The sequence below is a fragment of the Peribacillus sp. GL_122 genome (assembly GCF_057835005.1).
The window spans coordinates 641,619-659,038 of sequence record NZ_CM174415.1 but is presented as its reverse complement, the minus strand read 5'-3'; the positions used below and the strand labels follow the sequence as shown (position 1 = coordinate 659,038).

Sequence of the window (17,420 nt, the reverse complement as noted above, 5' to 3'; positions counted from 1 at the left end):
ATTCCCCTCTCCCTCTGTTCAATACCCCCACTACACCCTTCTAATTTTTCGTTCGAACATATTTCCTAAACTTTGAACTCCCTGAACTACAATTACTAGAATTACAACGGTGACGAATATCGTAATGGTGCTAAAGCGTTGATAGCCATATGTTATCGCTACATCTCCAAGTCCACCGCCACCTATAGCTCCTGCCATAGCTGTAGCGCCCACTAAACCAATTGTTGCAGTTGTTATACTCAGAATTAACGACGCAAAAGCCTCAGGCATTAAAAACCTGAAAATAATTTGTAACGGCGTTGCTCCCATGGCTTTCGCGGCTTCAATAATGCCTTCATCCACTTCCAATAACGAATTCTCTACTAGTCTTGAGATATAAGGGCCAATATGAAGCACGAGTGGTACAATTGCTGCTGTGGTACCAATCGACGTACCAACAATTAGTCTTGTAAATGGGATAATCGCCACAAGCAAGATAATAAACGGAATCGACCTGAAAATGTTTACAATTGGATTCACTATAGAAAAAATAAATCTATTTTCATAAATATGACCTTTTCTTGTTACAACCAATAAAATGCCTAAGAATATTCCGATGATGCTTCCAAAAAAAAGTGAAATACTAACCATGTACAGCGTTTCCCACAAGGCGTTTAAAATGAGCTCTTTGCTTACTTCCATCCTTCGTAACCTCCTTCACTTCAACCTTTTGATTCTTTATAAACTGTAATGCCCGACCAATTTCATCATCATTTCCTATTATTTCAACAATTAAATTACCAAATGGGATGCCTTGTAACTCAGTAATATTGCCGAACAGAACGTTTATTTCCACATTAAACCTCTTCGCTGTTCTTGAAACGATTGACTGCCCAGAGCTCAATCCCAAAAAATCAATTTTAAAAATACGGCTGAAATAGGTATTCTCATTGAGCAATCCATAAACACTTGATGGCACTTCATCGCGAACAACCGATCGAATGAAGTTACGTGTTGTTTCTGTTCGTGGACGGGCAAAGATATCGATCACATCCCCTGATTCAATCACGCTACCATCCTCCATCACTGCAACCCGATTACAAATTTCTTTAATCACTTCCATTTCGTGCGTGATAATAAGAATGGTAATTTTATATTCATCATTTATCCGTTTCAGCAAATTCAAGATTGATTTTGTTGTTTGTGGATCCAAAGCTGATGTTGCTTCATCACATAATAAAATGGAAGGGTTTGTAGCCAATGCACGGGCAATCCCGACACGCTGCTTTTGTCCACCTGATAGCTGATTTGGATAATTCATTGCTTTATTTTCTAGGCCAACAAAGCGGAGAATCTCATAAACTCGTTCTTCAATCTCTTTTTTCTTTTTTTTACTTAACAATAACGGCATCGCTACATTATCAAAGACTGTTTTGGAATTAAGTAAATTAAAATGCTGAAAAATCATGCCGATATTTTTCTTAGCTTCACGCAAATCTTTTTCAGACATCTTTGTTAGATCTTTTCCTTCTACAATCACTTCACCTAAAGTAGGATATTCTAGCAGATTCACAGTTCGGATGAGTGTACTTTTTCCGGCTCCACTAAAACCGATGACCCCGAATATATCCCCTTTTTCAACGGTTATATTAATTTCCTTTAACGCTTCGATTTTCTTCTCTCCATCATCAAATACTTTTGAAACCTGACGAAATTCAATCAAAGTGGCCACCTCCTCTTTTTTACTAGCTTGGTATAGAATACTCCCTTCCCTTAAAACGCTGGCACGACGGCTCCTTCATATTTATCTAAAATAAACTCTTTGACCTTTTCCGTCGTTAATGCATTCGCAAGCTTTTGGATCGCTTTATCGTCCTTATTATCAGGACGAGCCACTAAAATGTTTACATATGGTGAATCCTTTCCTTCAATTATCAGTGCATCATCTAGAGGTTTTAACCCTCCTTCCAGAGCATAGTTTGTGTTAATGGCCGATGCTTCCACATCGTCAAGCGAGTGAACTAAAAGTGGGGAATCGACTGCAATGAATTCTATTTTTTTATCATTTTTTGTAATGTCCTCAATCGTATAATCCCCTGACTTGGAACCATCCAGCTCAATGATATTATTTGCTGCAAAAAGCTGTAACGCGCGTGAAAAGTTTACTGGATCTTTCGGGATAGCTACTTTCGCTCCGTCTGACAATTCCCCTATAGACTTAATTTTCTTTGAATAGACACCAAATGGTTCAATATGTACGCCCTTCACATTAACCAAATTTAAACCACTATCTTTATTTACTTGCTCTAAATACGGGGTATGTTGAAAGAAATTTGCATCCAATTCTTTGTTTGCGGTTTGTTGATTCGTTTGAATACCATCCGTAGAAATCACTACATCCAGTTTCACGCCCTGTTTTTCTAAATCCGGTGCGATAAACTCTAAAATTTCTGCATGTGGGATCGAGGCTGCACTAATTTTCAAAGTCACTACCTCATCTTTGTCTCCTTTACTCTCCGATCCTGTTTGCTCATTATTTCCACAAGCTCCCAATACCAGCAATGCTATTGTTAAAATCGTTACGGACAGCCATTTAATTTTCTTCAATGTTTCTCACTCCTCTTTCTTATCTTTTTATATTGGAATAACAAATATTTATCAGCTGTTTCATATCTGCTGGTATTTCTTTTCCTTCTATATGATAGTCTCATCCCCTAAGAGAAGCGGACTCAACAACTGAAAAGATTGGATCCGTTCTGTTTCTGTTCGAAGCGGTGTATGCAAAATAAATTCATCCACTTGAAAAACTTCCTGAAGTTCCTTTAAAATCCCGTTAACATATCCTGGAGTCCCAGCAATAACACTTGGGGTCTGCTCTTCTATTTCGTAAGCTTCACCAGCCTGCTTCTCAAATGACTCAGCCTGCTCACGTGATTGAACTGTAAGCGTCCGGCCACTTTGAAGATGAACTTTAAATAGTTTGTGTTCGCTTGCCAGCTCCTCTGCTTTTTGTTGGGTAGGAGCTGCCACAACCGCTACTGATACGATAAAACGACCTTCTGGGTACTTGCTTCGGTAAGCAGAGGAAGCTTCATACAGCATGGTATCATCACTATTAATAAATCTGGCGAATACAAAATCCATTCCTAGGTTAGCGGCTAGTTGAGCGCTGTCTGAACTTGCACCCAGCAGAAAAGTTTCGGGCTTTTCAGGCGGTATCGGCGTTGCTTGAATACCAGAAAGCAAATGATCGTCATTGATTGAATTTTCAATAATCTTCTGCAATAAGGATGCACGTTCCCCAAAATCCTTTCCATCATTTACAGTTCCAAATTGTAATGCCTTTGTTGATAAAGGAAATCCACCTGGTGCTTTACCGATGCCAAGATCTACCCTGCCCGGGGCAAGCGTGGATAAAACATGAAAATTTTCAGCGACTTTATAAGGACTGTAGTGCTGAAGCATGACACCTCCAGAACCTACACGAATGGATGTGGTCTTCGATAATAAATAAGAAATTAATACTTCCGGTGAAGAGCCAGCAACTTGTTCCATATGATGATGTTCAGATACCCAAAAACGGGTATATCCCCATTCCTCAGCTTTTTGAGCTAGGTTTACGGTTTGCTTAAGTGCATCAACTGCCGAATTCCCAGGAAAAATGGGGCTTTGATCTAATATTCCAAGCTTAAAATTCATATCTCTCTCTCCAATCATCAAAACCAAGTTAACAAATCGAATTAGTTGTTTTAATTTGATTGAAATTCATCCTAACATTGTAAACAAGCACTTGACAACACCTTAATTGATAGAAAAATTTATTTAATTGATTAAAAAAATCTATCATTCGCTTATGAGTATGGAATACCTCTGCCTAATAATTGACCAAGCTCTCGCCTATAATGGTTTGAGATTTAATCTTCTAGACCCTTTCAGAATAAGATTCATCAATGAGAGAGAGAGGAGTCTATGAAAAGCTGGAATGAATGAAAGAAGAGTGGCTATGTATTGAAGGAAAAAAAGGGGAGAATGTTCGCATCATGACTATACTTGAAATTAAGGTGGACCGAAACCTTTGGAGTTACAACAACAAAGGTACTAGGCACGAAATCGTGTCTGGCACCTAAGTCAAATATGTTCACCACTTACCATGGTTAGATAATAAATCCTTGGCACTTCCAGATAAAAAATAAGCGGCTTTAATAATGGCTTTTTCATCAATAGTAAAGGCTGGATGATGCCAGTCTTCGTTTCCGTTTGTACCAAAAAAGGCAAAGGTACCGGGGATATGTTGAAGGTAATAAGCGAAATCTTCACCACCCATTGAAGGTTCTGGATTGATTACGTGTAATGAATGCTCCAAAGCAGACCTGCGTGCCATTTCTGTGACAGCTGGATGATTATGAAGCGCGGGTGGTCCAGGAAACCAACCAATCGCAGCTTCCTGTGAAAAAGCAGCGGCGATATGATTCACAATCGAATAAAACTTATTCTTTAATTCTTCGCGTATCTCAGAATTAAAGGTTCGAATCGTTCCTTCCAATATGACGTCACCCGGAATTACATTCCAGGTGTTTCCACCTGTAATTCTCGTTACACTTACAACAGCACTATCTAATGGGGAGACATTCCGGCTGACGATAGTTTGAAGAGCGGTAATAAGCTGAGCCGCTGCCGCTATTGGATCTTTTCCGTGTTGAGGGATGGCCGCGTGACTCCCCTTCCCTTGAAGAACAATATGAAAACGGTCCACTGCCGCCATTAACGGGCCATCTTTTATTCCAATGGTGCCGACAGGCAAATTGGGTTTATTGTGCAGCCCAATCACAGCCGCTACATCGTCAATTTGACCATCTTTTATCACATGCACCGCTCCGCCACCAAATTCTTCTGCGGGTTGAAAAAGCAATCGCACTGTCCCGCAGAACTCTGATTGACATTCTTTTAAAAGGTAGGCAGCACCCATTACAGCTGCCGTATGAAAATCATGGCCGCAAGCATGCATCACTCCTTTTACTTTCGAAGCAAATGGCAGCCCGGTTCGTTCCTCAATCGGAAGTGCATCGATATCCGCCCTTGGCTACTGTCGGTCCGGGTTGGCCGCCCTTTATATCTGCAAAAACACCTGTTTTCAATCCTGTATGACGGATCTCAATGCTCTCTTCCTCGAGCCACGTTTGTATCGATTTTGTCGTTTCGAACTCTTCATTAGATAATTCCGGATATTGATGTAAATGGCGCCGTATCGATATTAAGCGCTTTTCCAGCTCTCGACTCATACAGTCGCCTCCTTCTATAAATCTAAGCGATAGCATTTTACTAAAATATCATGATTTTGAAATTCCTTCGTTCGATCCCGTTTAAAGCCAAACCATTCATATAGTTTAATGGCTTTATGCATCTTATCAGTAGAATGTAGATACAAACTGGACGCACCTTGCGATTTTGCATAATTTACACTAGCTTTTAATAATTCCTGTGCGATACCGCGTCCCCTTGATTCGGGATGAACGGCCAACAACCGAATGATTGGTGAAAAAATCCCAAGTTCCGGCTTTTCATATGCTTTTTCAGATGACTGAAAAAGCTGTAATGTACCAAGGATATCCTGATTGCACTTTGCAACCAACACCATATCAACATGTGGATTATCCACGGAAGATTGAATGTTTTTTAAATACCCTTCCCAGGCTTCCGGGTTCGAATATTCATGTTCATATTGTTGATAACTTTCAACCAATAAACGGCGCACCGTCTCTTTATCTTCTTCAATCAATTCATCGACTACGATTGTATTAATCATACGTCCTCCTTGGCCCCTTCCTTTAATTGGCCTTTTCTTGTAATAACGATAAGGAATAATCTCTTGATATCCGGTTTAAAAATTGTCGTGTTCGTTCTTCCTTTGGAGCATTGAAAATCTCCAATGGTGACCCTTCTTCAACAATGACCCCGCCATCCATGAAAAGAACGCGATCCGATATCTCTTTAGCAAAACTCATTTCATGGGTTACAATCACCATCGTGATGCCTTCCTGGGCAATTGCTTTTATGACAGAAAGCACCTCCCCAACCAACTCAGGGTCGAGTGCCGACGTTGGCTCGTCAAATAGAATCACCTCCGGATTTAAAGCAAGTGCCCTGGCAATTCCAACACGTTGCTGTTGCCCTCCTGACAATTGCGAAGGGAAATGGTTATGCTTATCTCCCAAACCTACTTTTTCCAATAACAGCTCGCTTTCCCGTTTCGCTTCAGCTTTCTTATATTTTTTTGTAACAATTAACCCTTCCATTACATTCTCCAAAACAGTTTTATGAGCAAATAAGTTATAATGCTGAAAAACCATTGCCGATTGTCTTCTAAGGGATAGGATTTCCCTTTTGGTCGCCTTCTTAGACTTCACCTTTATATCCCCCACTTGAACAATTCCCTCATCCGGTTTCTCGAGAAAGTTCAAGCACCTAAGCAAGGTTGTTTTCCCAGATCCACTCGGTCCAAGTATGGTAACTACTTCTCCCTTGCCTATTTTCAAATTAATTCCTTTTAAAACGGGCTGCTGGTTAAATGATTTTTTTATTTCTTTTAAATAAATCATTGTACTCCTCCTTGATTATAGGCAGTGGCCTTTTTCTCAATTAAAAACGAAAGCCCCTCTGCAATGATTGTGAGGCCCCAATAAATTAAACCAGCAGCGATAAATGACTCCAAAAATTTCAAATTGGTGGATGCAACAATATTGGCCGCTCCTGTCATTTCTTTTTGCGATACAACGAAAGCAATGGATGACGTATGCAAGAATCCAATGAAAATATTCGTGAAATTCGGGATGGACTGAGCAATGGCCTGTGGCAAAACAATTCGCGTCATGGCTTGAAACGAATTCATGCCCACGGAATAGGCTGCCTCCATTTGGCCATTGGAGACACTGATAATTCCTGATCTGAATATTTCCGATAAATAGGCACCCGCACTCAACGATAAGGCGGTTAAGACAAATAAAATGATCGGAATGGAATTAGATTGAATACCCAAATCAAACTTTTTAGAAATTTGATCGATTAATAATGGAAAACCGAAATAAATGAGCATGATGTGCATGATAATCGGTGTTCCTCTAAAGAAGGAAACATATCCATTTGCAACTCTACTTAGAAATTTCACTTTATATATCCTTATCAAGGCAACAGTGAGACCGATAATAAAACCTGCAAGAAGAGGAAGAATCGTTAAGATAAGTGTGATTGGAAGTGCTCTAATAATCTCCTTAAAAGCAGTCCAAATGAATGGTATATCAATCGTCAAGTCCTTCCCTCCTCTCTTTGTTATCCAGTAACAGACACATCAACAGTTTGATGCCGATTAATGCGGTTTTCATAAAGTCTGAATATTTTCTCGAACAATAGCACGACTGCATAATAGATAACGGCTAATGAGAGATAGACTTCGAGAGCATGTGCAGTTGCGGCAATCAATGTCTCTCCCCTACCCATCATATCCATTACGCCGATGGTAAAGGCAAGTGAGGTATCCTTCAAGGATCCGATAATAGAGTTTGCGATATTCGGAAAAGCAATCCTTATTGCCTGAGGAAGCACAATTCGAAAAAAACTTTGACTATTATTCATGCCAACAGAATAGGCTGCTTCCGTTTGCCCATAATCGACAGCCTTAATTGCTCCTCGGAATATTTCTGCGAAATGCGCCCCATTACTTAATGCATACGTAATAATGACAAAATACAGAGCATCCATTCTTGAAATATCAATATTAATGAATATAAGGATTGCAGGCAGTCCATAAAAAACTAGAAATAATTGTATTAAAATAGGCGTTCCCCGAATGAATGAAATATACAAAATGACTATTTGATTCAAAACAGGGATACGAAATAATCTCAGGATGGCTGCCGCTATCCCGATGACCATTCCTAATAAAACGGATGCTGCCAGAATTTTCAATGTTACGCCAAGATAATATATTAACGTCGGAATGAAATCGACGATTAATGAAGGATCAAATGCTTTCCCCATGCTTTAGCACCTCCGCGCTTACTACTATCTAATTAAAATCCCACTGAATAGTCGGCGCCCAGCCACTTTTTACTTAGTTCGCTAACTGCCCCTTCTTCTTTCAGTTCCACAAGTGCTTCATCAATTCTCTTCTGTAAAGGCGTTTCGTCTTTTCTTAGCAAAAAGTATACTTTTGAATTAAGAAGCGGCTCACCCACAACCTTTTGCTGTGCATCTGCTTGTTTATTTAAGAAGTCGACTGCAAATGGTGTAGTAATGGTAGCATCCGCCCGACCAGTTTTGATTTGATTCTTCGTATCATCTGTGCCTTGGCCAGAATAGACTATTTCAATACCGGCATTATTTTCTTTATTATACTTTTCAAGAAAAACAGCAGAATTGCTCGTTGCACTCACTATCGCTTTTTTTCCTTTTAGATCTTTAATGGAATGGATATCATTGTTGTCCTGATGAACTGTAACTTGAAGCGGAAAGACATTGTAGGGTTCTTTATTAAATAGAAATTTTTCTTCCCGTTCATCATTCACTTCCATTTGATGAGCAACAAAATCTATTTTGTTCGTTTCTAAACTTAATAATAGATTAGAAAATTCCATCGTTTTAAATTCAAATTCATATTCAGGCAGCTTTTCATCGATTTGACGAACCAACTCGACATCATACCCTGTTAGCTTACCATTCTTATCCAAAAAGCAAATATTAGGGAATTGCGTCCCTGTTCCAACAATGATTTTCTGAACTTTTTTATCTTTTGAATCCCCAGATTTTGCTGTACTCGTTGTTTCTTTTGAAGAGCAAGCTCCTAAAAAAGTTAGTAGCAGTGCCATAACAATTAGTAATGTTTTTTTCATCTCAATTCCCCCGTACGTTTTTAATTACTAACAATTGGTTCTTTATTTTCAATAATGCGATACAACGTTTCATCTAGAATTTTACGAAGATACACAATTTTTTCTCCATCGTGATCCCGTTCAGCAAAAATCTCATAGCCCCTTCTTTCATAAATGGAAACTAGCCAAGGGTGACGATCAGCTGTCGCCAAATAGACAGCCGGCGCTTTCACCTGTTTCCGAAGTGCATTTTCTTCCACCCAGGTTAACAAAGTCGAGCCAAAACCTTTTTGTTTGTATAGGGGGTCGACTGCAAACCACCAAATGAATGGGTACGGACTGAAATGATCAGGATCATTCCATGGATGACGAACTGTCACAGTGGAAACAATTTGGCCCTGCTCCTCTAAAACATAAGTGAGATTCCGCCTAATATTATTCGTCACTAGCTGTAAATCGGCTGTCGCAGCAAGAAAGTTAATATTCAATTCTCTGATTGGTTCATAAGCCCGAAGTGTGACGTTTAGCACTTCTGGAGCATCCTTTACAGTGGCAAGACGGATTAACTGTGTCATGATTAACTCCCCATTTCTATAACTTATTATTTACACAAGAATAGTCGGATTTATTTCTGCAATCTTTCCTTAATTCAATCAGTCATACTTATAGACTTAGATTTTAACGCATGATTTTTTGTTATTGTACACGTTTAAGTACTTTTTCAAGATGAGGAATTCCAATTTCCGTAACGCTCTCATATACACTACCTCGCCCAATTTCAATAATGGGCACATATCGAACACCATATTTGATTTCTAAAATATCTCGCCGATCATCATGATTGGTAACATCCACCGTTTGATAAGCGATCTCCTTTTCTTTTAAGTATTGTTTAACCTCCTCGCAATAGTGACATCCTTGTTTTGACCAAACGACGACAGATAACGCTTCTCCCATTTCTTATTCCTCCTTCAATTTTTAAATTGATTCTTCAATCATTGATTAATGCTTTCTTTCGCATAACGATTTTCCGGGAATGGAAGCCCCAAGTTGCCTCTTAAGGTTTCTGCTTCATATTCAGTACGATATATTCCCCTTTTTTGAAGGATAGGAACCACATAGTCTACAAAGTCACTTAAAGCATTTGGAACACTTGAAGAAAAGATAAATCCGTCCGCCCCCTTCTCTTCGAACCATTGCTGAATCAAATGCGCTACTTTCTCTGGAGTTCCAATGAAAGAAGTCCGGGGTGTTGTCTCCTTAAGTGCTACTTGACGGAGCGTTAACTGTTTCTCCTTCGCTTCCTGTTTAATTCGATCAGTCGTACTTCGGAAACTGTTTTTTCCGATGTCTCCGAGATCTGGGAAAGGTGCATCCAGTTCATATTGGGAAAAATCATGATGATCGAAGTAGCGTCCCAAATAGTCAAGCGCCTTATCTATAGAAACTAGGTTAGCGAGTTCTTGATATTTGTGCTCCGCCTCTTCCTCAGTTGCACCAATGATTGGCGCGATACCTGGCAGAATAACAATTTCATCAGGATTTCTCCCGAATGCAATAGCCCTGTTTTTTACATCCTGATAAAAAATCTTTGCATCTTCCAATGTTGGTTGACCTGTAAAGATTGCATCCGCTTCTTTAGCCGCAAAATTTTTGCCAGCTTCTGATGAACCAGCTTGAAAAACGACAGGTCTCCCCTGTTTAGATCTGGCAATGTTGAGTGGTCCTTGCACGGAGAAAAATTCTCCTTTATGCTTTAATTGATGCATTTTTGAAGAATCAAAAAACTCACCGGACTCTTTATCCCGAGTAAACGCGTCATCCTCCCATGAATCCCAAAGTCCTTTGGTGACTTGTATATATTCTGATGCTATCCGATAGCGTTTGGCATGATCAGGGTGTTCTTCAATCGTTTTGTTATAATTCAAGGCCGTACTCTCAAGAGGGGTAGTAACAAGGTTCCATCCGCCACGACCTTGACTAATGTGATCAAGTGAAGCAAATTGCCGAGCTACAGTAAATGGCTCACTGTATGAGGTGGAAACTGTTCCGACAAGCCCTATTCTTGATGTGAAAGCAGCGAGTGCGGATAAAATGGTAAGTGGTTCAAATCGATTTAAGAAATGCGGTATTGACTTCTCATTGATAAACAATCCGTCAGCAATGAAAAGTAAATCGAACTTTCCCTCTTCAGCCTTCTGGGCCTGCTCCTTATAAAATTCAAGACTAACACTGGCATCTGCTTGAATGTCTGGATGTCTCCAACCAGATATACTCCCTCCAACTCCATGAATAAGCGCTCCAAATTTCAACTTTCTCTGCTCAGACATCAATACTCCTCCTTTAATTAATCGGTTTTCAGCTTTGCTGACATCCACCAACTTCCCTAATTGCTGAAGTCTTTTTAATTTTGGCTCGTAACGTGTTTCTCTTCAGATAAGACTAATTGAAGTGGACTCAACAATCGAAAAGATCTGAACCTTTCTGCTTCCTTTAAAATCGGCGAATGTAGGATAAACTCATCTACCCCGTACTTTTCATGTAAATTTGCTAAGACTTCTTTTACATAAGAAGGAGTTCCAGCAATAATATTGGAATCTTGTTCTTCTATTTCGTAAGGCTCCCCAGACTGCTTCCCGAATAACTCTGCTTGCGCTAGTGTTTGGACCGTGACAGAACGACCGCTTTTGAGATGAACTTTCACAATCTTCTGGTCACCTGTTAACTGTTCTGCTTCTTGTTGTGAAGGAGCAGCAATCACTGAAACCGATACCTTAAAGCTCCCAGCTGGATAGATACTTTGGTAAATGCGTGAAGCATCTTCGAGTACAGTCTCATTACTATTGATAAATCGAGCAAATACATAAGCTATACCAAGATCGGCTGCTAGCCTGGCACTGTCAGTACTTGCACCAAGCAGAAACATCTTAGGCTTTTTGGAAGGGAGTGGTGTCGCTTGAATGCCTGCAAGCGGGTGAGTTTCATTAACTGAATTTTCGATTATTTCTCGCAGGAAAGATAACCGCTCTTCGAAATCTTTTCCATCATTCACAGTTCCAAACTGTAGCGCCTTCGTTGATAAGGGGAGGCCACCTGGTGCCTTTCCGATGCCCAGGTCTACCCTGCCTGGTGAAAGATTCGATAATACGTGAAAGTTTTCCGCCACTTTATATGGACTATAATGCTGAAGCATAACTCCTCCGGACCCTACCCGAATCGATTTTGTCTGGGCTAATAAATAAGAAATCAATACTTCCGGGGAGGACCCCGCCAACTGTTCGGCATGATGATGTTCCGATACCCAGAAACGGGTATAACCCCACTCTTCTGCATGTCTAGCCAGATTAATGGTTTGCTGTAGTGCATCAAATGCTGAAGCTCCTGGAAATATCGGGCTCTGGTCTAAAATGCCAAGCTTATAACTCATATTCTCTCCTCCGCTTTAATTCAAAGTTTACTTATGTGAATAATTATATTTTGACATATCCTATCATCTAAAACATGCTAATGGCAATGGTTTTACTAATAGAAAAAAATATTGTATTGATAGAAAATATCTATCAATTCGATTGTATCTGTAATTGCTGAGGGTTTTTCTCAAATTTCCGAACTGATAAGAGAATGTCTTTCCATAATAAAGGGGATTCCATCCCGTGATTTAAATGCGTCAGATGGATGTGCTGCTTAATCTTGATCAAATGTGACACATCCACTTCAATCAAAGTTCCCTGTTCTAACTCTTTTTTAATACATAAGTACGGTAAAAATCCGATACAGCTTCTGCTAAGAATTAGCGACTTCGCCACTTCCAGGTGATCAACCTGAAATTCAATGCGCGGCTCTACATTGGATACTTCAAAAATTTTATGAACGTGGTTCCAGTCAAACGCACCACACTCAAAAAATACCAACGGCTCCATTGCTAATTCCTGTACTGTTAGCCCAGTTCGAAGTTGAAATGGATGTCCTGGATACACGACTAAACGAATCGAATTATCAAGGGTTTTGTAATTTTGCAGACCACTATGTGTAACATCCTTCATAAAGGCTATATCAACCTGTTTCTGAAGCAATTTTTCCATTAATGCATCATTTGTTGCTGAAATAAATTTAAAGCGTAAATTGGGGTTTTCCTTTTTCCATAGAGGAAGAGCAAATGGAATAAAGTATTGCGATGTAATGATATTAGCCCCTATCGTTATTTCCTCCAGTTCGCTTCCTCTTTTCAACTGCTTTTTCCCCTGGTGAAAGGTACGAATAATTTGATCCGCAAACGGAATGAAGGCTTTCCCTTTTTCGGTTAAAATAATCCCTCTTCCTTGCCTCTCAAATAGTACTGAATCGAGTTCACTCTCAAGCGTCTTAATTCTTGCCGAAACCGTTGGCTGTGATAAAAACATTGCCTCTGCGGCTTTATGAAAACTATTAAGGTGAACAACATACATAAAAGCTTCAATATGATCAATATTCATCTTGCCAACTCCTTTTTCCAAGTGAACGCAAAAAGCTCCTGTTCGCTTATCACGTTCAGGAGCTTTCGGTTGTCCAATCAGCTCATCACTTATAATAATTCTTTCTCCGATTTTAATCTGATAAAACCAATAAGTAAAGTATAATTTAATTAACTGAACAACCAAAAAATCACGATATATTTTTTACGTTTTCATACATTATGATATTCAAGGAACGTAATAGTAATTATGCAGATGAAAATTTCAGGATTCTAAGTAAATATAACGAATACTTTTTTGGCCGTTTCAGAACTTTTCCAAGCTGTCCATCCTGTCTAGGTTATATTTTTTTCTCCTTATAAAATAGAAAAGAACGGTCATCCTAATGGAGTAATCCCAATAATGACATAAGGAGAGAAACTACATGCCTCAGCAACAAATTGATATCAATCAATTAAATCAAGCAAAAGCAAACGTTACCCTTACGCAAACCTTACTTTCACAAGCAATTGAAAAATCTTCCTCTGATCCAACTTTGGCACAAGAAGCCATTAAACAAGCGGCTCAAGAAATCGCCCAAGCCCAATCTTCCGTAAATCAGGTTTACAATACAGTACAAGCTCAGCAAGCGGAATGATTTTGAGTATTATCTCGATTAATTAATTCAAAACAAGAAGAAAGAGGCCTATATCCAAATTTAGGAATAGGCCTTTATATAACGAATATTTATGGTGAATCCAAGCTTTTTCAAACCCACTTATTTAATGGCGGTATGCTTTGTGGGAACTTAAACGCATTGTATGGATCATACCTCGTTTTCACTTCCCTAAGCCGTTTGAAATTTTTTCCATAATACGCAGTTGGCCAATCTTTGATTAGAGTATCCGGCCAATTTACATAGTCACCGGTAGTAAATGGCGACAAGGCATGCTTCAGGTCCTTGATCCAACGAATGTTTAGCCGCTCTTCTACTGGATTGGTCCATGTAGCCTGATACTCCTGGGCGATGATGGCATCGCGATAATAAAAAGCTGTCTCCTTTGGATCTTTAAGGCCCGCCACTCCTCCTAAGGATTGGTGCCAAATGGCTGCATTTTCATTTGGAGCATTTCCTAAAAAATGTTTCATGGTCATGATTGCTTGCTCCGGAAAAGCTTTTTCAATGAAAGATCCTGACCTCTTTCGATACGCCGGTTGATTTCCAGCTGGATAATCAAAGAATCTTACGGCTTCAATGTATGGGACTTCCTTTATCATGACATTTATTGGTGAACCAGTTTTTGTCAAAGGCTTTAATAGCTGCTTCAATCTATGTGACGATCCAACAAATTCACCTTTAGCAAAAATTTCGTTTGCTTCCTTTGCCTTGAATTCTATTTCTGAAGTTAAGCATTCATCAGCTTGAGGGGCCCAATCCTGCCAGGCTTCAAACACCGCTTCGAAATCTTCCCACCCCCATGTGACGGAGAAAACGGATACCCTTGATACGGGGGTTACCCTGAAAGTAAGAGAAGTGACTATGCCAAAGTTTCCCCCTCCTCCCCCGCAGCATGCCCAAAATAAATCACTATTGATTTTCCTATTTGCTTTAATGAGTTTGGCGTCCCTCTTTCCACACGCCCTTACCATTTCTATTTCAAGTAGATTGTCACAAGTAAGTCCAAAACGCCTCGTTAACATACCTATTCCACCGCCGAGCGTAAGACCTACAACACCAACACTGCTTTCGGTCCCTGCCGGAATCGTCGTTCCATAGTTCCATAACGTATTATATACTCGCCCTAAATCAGCTCCGGCTTCAATTTTTGCGATCATTTTTTCACGATTGACCTTGATATTGTACATTTCACTAATATCAATGACTAGACCGCCATTCACTAATGAAAAATTTTCATAACTATGCCTGCCGCTCCTAACCCGGAAAGGTGCATGATTTTCCCGGGCCCACTTCAATGAATTCAACACATCATCGGAATTTTGACAAAACACAATGACCTTTGGGAATTTAGAAAAACTTAAGTTATTATTTATCCTGGCACGCTCATACTCAGCATCATTTGGTGTAACGATACGCCCGGTAAGCTTAGTTCTTTCCAAAAGATAACCCCTTCCTCGGGTAAATATGTTACATCCTATGAAAAAATCTGGCAGGAAGATACATTCCCCTTGCTGTCCCTCCCTTGTAATGGGGTCAATTTAGCTTTACTCGTGAATTCAACGGTTTTACTCGTAAATTTCGCTGTTTTACTCGTGAATTCCACGCATTTACTCGTGAATTCCACAATTGATCCAAAAAAACAAAAAAAGCCCTTCTCGAATTAAGAGAAGGGCTTTTTTTACCTTATCAGGAAATCTCATCATCGGATTTAACATCCAATGGTGTTCGTTTATCCATTTTCAGCATGTAATAACTTGCTGCGACCAAGGCTAGGAAAACGATCCCGACAACCAAGGAAATCCTTGTACTAGGATTGATCCACATACCGACAAGCACCATCAGTAAAAAGGCAATCGTCGCATAGTTACTGTAAGGGGCCAACGGCATTTTGAACGGATGTTTCTCCATTTCAGCAGCATTCACCTTTCTGAATTTAAGCTCACTGATAAGTAAGACAAACCATGGAATCATCCCGGGCAATACACTCGCACTGTACACATAAAGGAATAATTGAGGCGGTGCAAGGTAATTCAGGATAACCCCGATGCCCAATCCTAAAAGTACAGCGATCGTGCAATATGCCGGCACTCCATTTTTAGATACTTTAGCAAAGGCTTTCGGAGCTTGGCCATTCAATGCCAGTGTGTAAAGCATACGTCCTGCACTGAAAATCCCACTGTTGCATCCAGACATTGCTGCAGTGATTACGACAAAATTAATGATGCCTGCCGCTGCAGTGATACCTATTTTGGCAAAGGTTGAAACAAATGGACTGCCTAAGTCATCCAGTTGATCCCAAGGGAATACTGTCACGATGACGAATATGGCACCAATGTAGAAAATTAAAATGCGCCATATGATTGATTGGATCGCTTTTGTTACGGTCTTGGTTGGATTTTTCGCTTCTCCTGCTGTGATTCCGATAAGCTCAACGCCTTGATAGGAAGCCACTACTAGGGAAAGCGCGAAGAAGAATCCTGTCCAGCCTCCCGTAAAGAAGCCGCCATTTGCCCAAAGATTCGATAATCCAATAGCATCCCCGCCATTCCCTATTCCAAAGAAGATAAGGCCAAGGCCGGCAATGATCATCAATATAATCGTTATGATTTTTATAAGCGCAAACCAAAATTCAAATTCCCCGAAGGATTTAACCGAAATAAGGTTTGCCGCCCCCAAGATGATCATGGCGACCACACCTGGTATCCAAGCAGGTAACTCCGGGAACCAATATTGCATATACAACCCAACCGCGATGATTTCGGACATTCCGACGATTACCCATTGAAACCAATTGCTCCAAGCAGTCATATAACCTGCCAAGGGATGTATATAGCTGCTCGCAAAGGTTGCAAAAGAACCTGTAGTCGGTTCTAAATATAGCATCTCACCCATGGAACGCATGATGAAAAATATAAAAATACCTGCGATTGCATAAGCAAGCATAACAGAGGGCCCGGTCCATTTGATGGTGCTCGCAGAACCCATGAATAAACCGACCCCGATGGTTCCGCCTAAAGCTATCATTTGAATATGTCTTGATTCCAGCCCTCTCTTTAATTCCTTGTTCGACATGATTAACTCCCCCAGATGCAATATCGGTAATGCTTTTCCATCCTTGCCACGAACGACTCTCTTTTAATTAGAAATGCTTTATCGTAATCAATATTACATAACACTTCAATTATATTTCCTTATCTTATAATAGTAAATATTCTGTAAAAATACAATTGTATTTTTGAAAAAAACAGTTACCAATAATATCTTGTCGATTTTTCTAATCTAAAAATATCATTTTAAAAAAATGATGTTCAGTATTTTATAATAGTGATCGTTCAAAAAGAGCAGAAAACTATCACTTCTGCTTAAACCTTAAGTTAAATACAAACCACTATTAAACTGCGATAATGCCTGTTTCATTTCAAAAATATTTGTTGACCTACCGAAAAATTGATGATAGAATTCCAATATTAT

The 17,420-nt window shown here is 39.7% G+C and carries 17 protein-coding genes and 1 pseudogene; 1 reads left to right on the top strand and 17 read right to left on the bottom strand.

All coding sequences use genetic code 11. The features are described 5' to 3' along the window. Nucleotides 1–30: 30 nt before the first annotated feature. The 15 genes and pseudogenes from AC3ISB_RS03190 to AC3ISB_RS03120 form a co-directional block, all read right to left on the bottom strand. A complete protein-coding gene (locus tag AC3ISB_RS03190; RefSeq protein ID WP_076371001.1) occupies nucleotides 31–681 on the bottom strand; it encodes a methionine ABC transporter permease in 651 nt (216 codons plus the stop codon). Further along, complete coding sequence (locus AC3ISB_RS03185) at nucleotides 623–1,702, bottom strand: methionine ABC transporter ATP-binding protein (protein WP_480339856.1); 1,080 nt, start codon at nucleotides 1,700–1,702, stop codon at nucleotides 623–625. The genes AC3ISB_RS03190 and AC3ISB_RS03185 overlap by 59 nt, the downstream gene beginning before the upstream one ends. A 50-nt stretch (nucleotides 1,703–1,752) precedes the next feature. Beyond that, nucleotides 1,753–2,586, bottom strand: a complete 834-nt coding sequence (locus tag AC3ISB_RS03180) for a MetQ/NlpA family ABC transporter substrate-binding protein (protein WP_098370542.1) — start codon at nucleotides 2,584–2,586, stop codon at nucleotides 1,753–1,755. Nucleotides 2,587–2,673: 87 nt separating this feature from the next. Beyond that, entirely contained in the window at nucleotides 2,674–3,678 is a 1,005-nt protein-coding gene (locus tag AC3ISB_RS03175) for an LLM class flavin-dependent oxidoreductase (RefSeq protein ID WP_141992630.1), read from the bottom strand. A gap of 439 nt (nucleotides 3,679–4,117) precedes the next feature. Continuing rightward, nucleotides 4,118–5,258, bottom strand: a pseudogene (locus AC3ISB_RS03170) (amidohydrolase). A 14-nt stretch (nucleotides 5,259–5,272) separates the two neighbouring features. Beyond that, complete coding sequence (locus AC3ISB_RS03165; RefSeq protein WP_480339853.1) at nucleotides 5,273–5,782, bottom strand: GNAT family N-acetyltransferase; 510 nt, start codon at nucleotides 5,780–5,782, stop codon at nucleotides 5,273–5,275. Nucleotides 5,783–5,804: 22 nt separating this feature from the next. After that, a complete protein-coding gene (locus AC3ISB_RS03160) occupies nucleotides 5,805–6,575 on the bottom strand; it encodes an amino acid ABC transporter ATP-binding protein (protein WP_098370538.1) in 771 nt (256 codons plus the stop codon). Then, entirely contained in the window at nucleotides 6,572–7,282 is a 711-nt protein-coding gene (locus AC3ISB_RS03155; RefSeq protein ID WP_480339852.1) for an amino acid ABC transporter permease, read from the bottom strand. Before AC3ISB_RS03155 ends, AC3ISB_RS03160 begins: the two co-directional genes overlap by 4 nt. A 20-nt stretch (nucleotides 7,283–7,302) precedes the next feature. Continuing rightward, entirely contained in the window at nucleotides 7,303–8,010 is a 708-nt protein-coding gene (locus AC3ISB_RS03150) for an amino acid ABC transporter permease (RefSeq protein ID WP_141992633.1), read from the bottom strand. Between the two features lie 32 nt (nucleotides 8,011–8,042). Next, nucleotides 8,043–8,861, bottom strand: a complete 819-nt coding sequence (locus AC3ISB_RS03145) for an amino acid ABC transporter substrate-binding protein (protein WP_098370535.1) — start codon at nucleotides 8,859–8,861, stop codon at nucleotides 8,043–8,045. A gap of 20 nt (nucleotides 8,862–8,881) precedes the next feature. Continuing rightward, entirely contained in the window at nucleotides 8,882–9,415 is a 534-nt protein-coding gene (locus AC3ISB_RS03140; RefSeq protein WP_489275534.1) for a GNAT family N-acetyltransferase, read from the bottom strand. A gap of 121 nt (nucleotides 9,416–9,536) precedes the next feature. Beyond that, nucleotides 9,537–9,797, bottom strand: a complete 261-nt coding sequence (locus tag AC3ISB_RS03135) for a glutaredoxin family protein (protein WP_141992636.1) — start codon at nucleotides 9,795–9,797, stop codon at nucleotides 9,537–9,539. A 38-nt stretch (nucleotides 9,798–9,835) separates the two neighbouring features. Then, nucleotides 9,836–11,170, bottom strand: a complete 1,335-nt coding sequence (locus AC3ISB_RS03130) for an LLM class flavin-dependent oxidoreductase (RefSeq protein ID WP_430095936.1) — start codon at nucleotides 11,168–11,170, stop codon at nucleotides 9,836–9,838. Between the two features lie 74 nt (nucleotides 11,171–11,244). Further along, nucleotides 11,245–12,267 carry an LLM class flavin-dependent oxidoreductase gene (locus AC3ISB_RS03125; protein ID WP_480339850.1) on the bottom strand — a complete coding sequence of 341 codons (1,023 nt, stop codon included), beginning with the start codon at nucleotides 12,265–12,267 and terminating at the stop codon, nucleotides 11,245–11,247. 133 nt (nucleotides 12,268–12,400) lie between these two features. Further along, a complete protein-coding gene (locus AC3ISB_RS03120; protein WP_347941276.1) occupies nucleotides 12,401–13,312 on the bottom strand; it encodes a LysR family transcriptional regulator in 912 nt (303 codons plus the stop codon). A gap of 403 nt (nucleotides 13,313–13,715) precedes the next feature. Between AC3ISB_RS03120 and AC3ISB_RS03115 the strand changes: the two genes are divergently transcribed. Beyond that, nucleotides 13,716–13,928, top strand: coding sequence for a hypothetical protein (locus AC3ISB_RS03115; RefSeq protein ID WP_057278656.1), 213 nt, complete (start codon nucleotides 13,716–13,718; stop codon nucleotides 13,926–13,928). 110 nt (nucleotides 13,929–14,038) lie between these two features. Here AC3ISB_RS03115 and AC3ISB_RS03110 read toward each other — a convergent pair whose 3' ends face one another. After that, nucleotides 14,039–15,388 carry an FAD-binding oxidoreductase gene (locus AC3ISB_RS03110; protein WP_489275532.1) on the bottom strand — a complete coding sequence of 450 codons (1,350 nt, stop codon included), beginning with the start codon at nucleotides 15,386–15,388 and terminating at the stop codon, nucleotides 14,039–14,041. Nucleotides 15,389–15,635: 247 nt separating this feature from the next. Next, nucleotides 15,636–17,021 (bottom strand): amino acid permease, encoded by a 1,386-nt coding sequence (locus AC3ISB_RS03105; protein WP_144527923.1) that lies wholly within the window; start codon nucleotides 17,019–17,021, stop codon nucleotides 15,636–15,638. Nucleotides 17,022–17,420: the final 399 nt, after the last annotated feature.

Coding starts and splice junctions, on each gene's coding strand:
- AC3ISB_RS03120 (WP_347941276.1), bottom strand. CDS start 13,312: ATGAATATTGATCATATTGAAGCTTTTATGTATGTTGTTCACCTTAAT.
- AC3ISB_RS03190 (WP_076371001.1), bottom strand. CDS start 681: ATGGAAGTAAGCAAAGAGCTCATTTTAAACGCCTTGTGGGAAACGCTG.
- AC3ISB_RS03130 (WP_430095936.1), bottom strand. CDS start 11,170: ATGTCTGAGCAGAGAAAGTTGAAATTTGGAGCGCTTATTCATGGAGTT.
- AC3ISB_RS03175 (WP_141992630.1), bottom strand. CDS start 3,678: ATGAATTTTAAGCTTGGAATATTAGATCAAAGCCCCATTTTTCCTGGG.
- AC3ISB_RS03145 (WP_098370535.1), bottom strand. CDS start 8,861: ATGAAAAAAACATTACTAATTGTTATGGCACTGCTACTAACTTTTTTA.
- AC3ISB_RS03115 (WP_057278656.1), top strand. CDS start 13,716: ATGCCTCAGCAACAAATTGATATCAATCAATTAAATCAAGCAAAAGCA.
- AC3ISB_RS03140 (WP_489275534.1), bottom strand. CDS start 9,415: ATGACACAGTTAATCCGTCTTGCCACTGTAAAGGATGCTCCAGAAGTG.
- AC3ISB_RS03150 (WP_141992633.1), bottom strand. CDS start 8,010: ATGGGGAAAGCATTTGATCCTTCATTAATCGTCGATTTCATTCCGACG.
- AC3ISB_RS03125 (WP_480339850.1), bottom strand. CDS start 12,267: ATGAGTTATAAGCTTGGCATTTTAGACCAGAGCCCGATATTTCCAGGA.
- AC3ISB_RS03135 (WP_141992636.1), bottom strand. CDS start 9,797: ATGGGAGAAGCGTTATCTGTCGTCGTTTGGTCAAAACAAGGATGTCAC.
- AC3ISB_RS03165 (WP_480339853.1), bottom strand. CDS start 5,782: ATGATTAATACAATCGTAGTCGATGAATTGATTGAAGAAGATAAAGAG.
- AC3ISB_RS03160 (WP_098370538.1), bottom strand. CDS start 6,575: ATGATTTATTTAAAAGAAATAAAAAAATCATTTAACCAGCAGCCCGTT.
- AC3ISB_RS03105 (WP_144527923.1), bottom strand. CDS start 17,021: ATGTCGAACAAGGAATTAAAGAGAGGGCTGGAATCAAGACATATTCAA.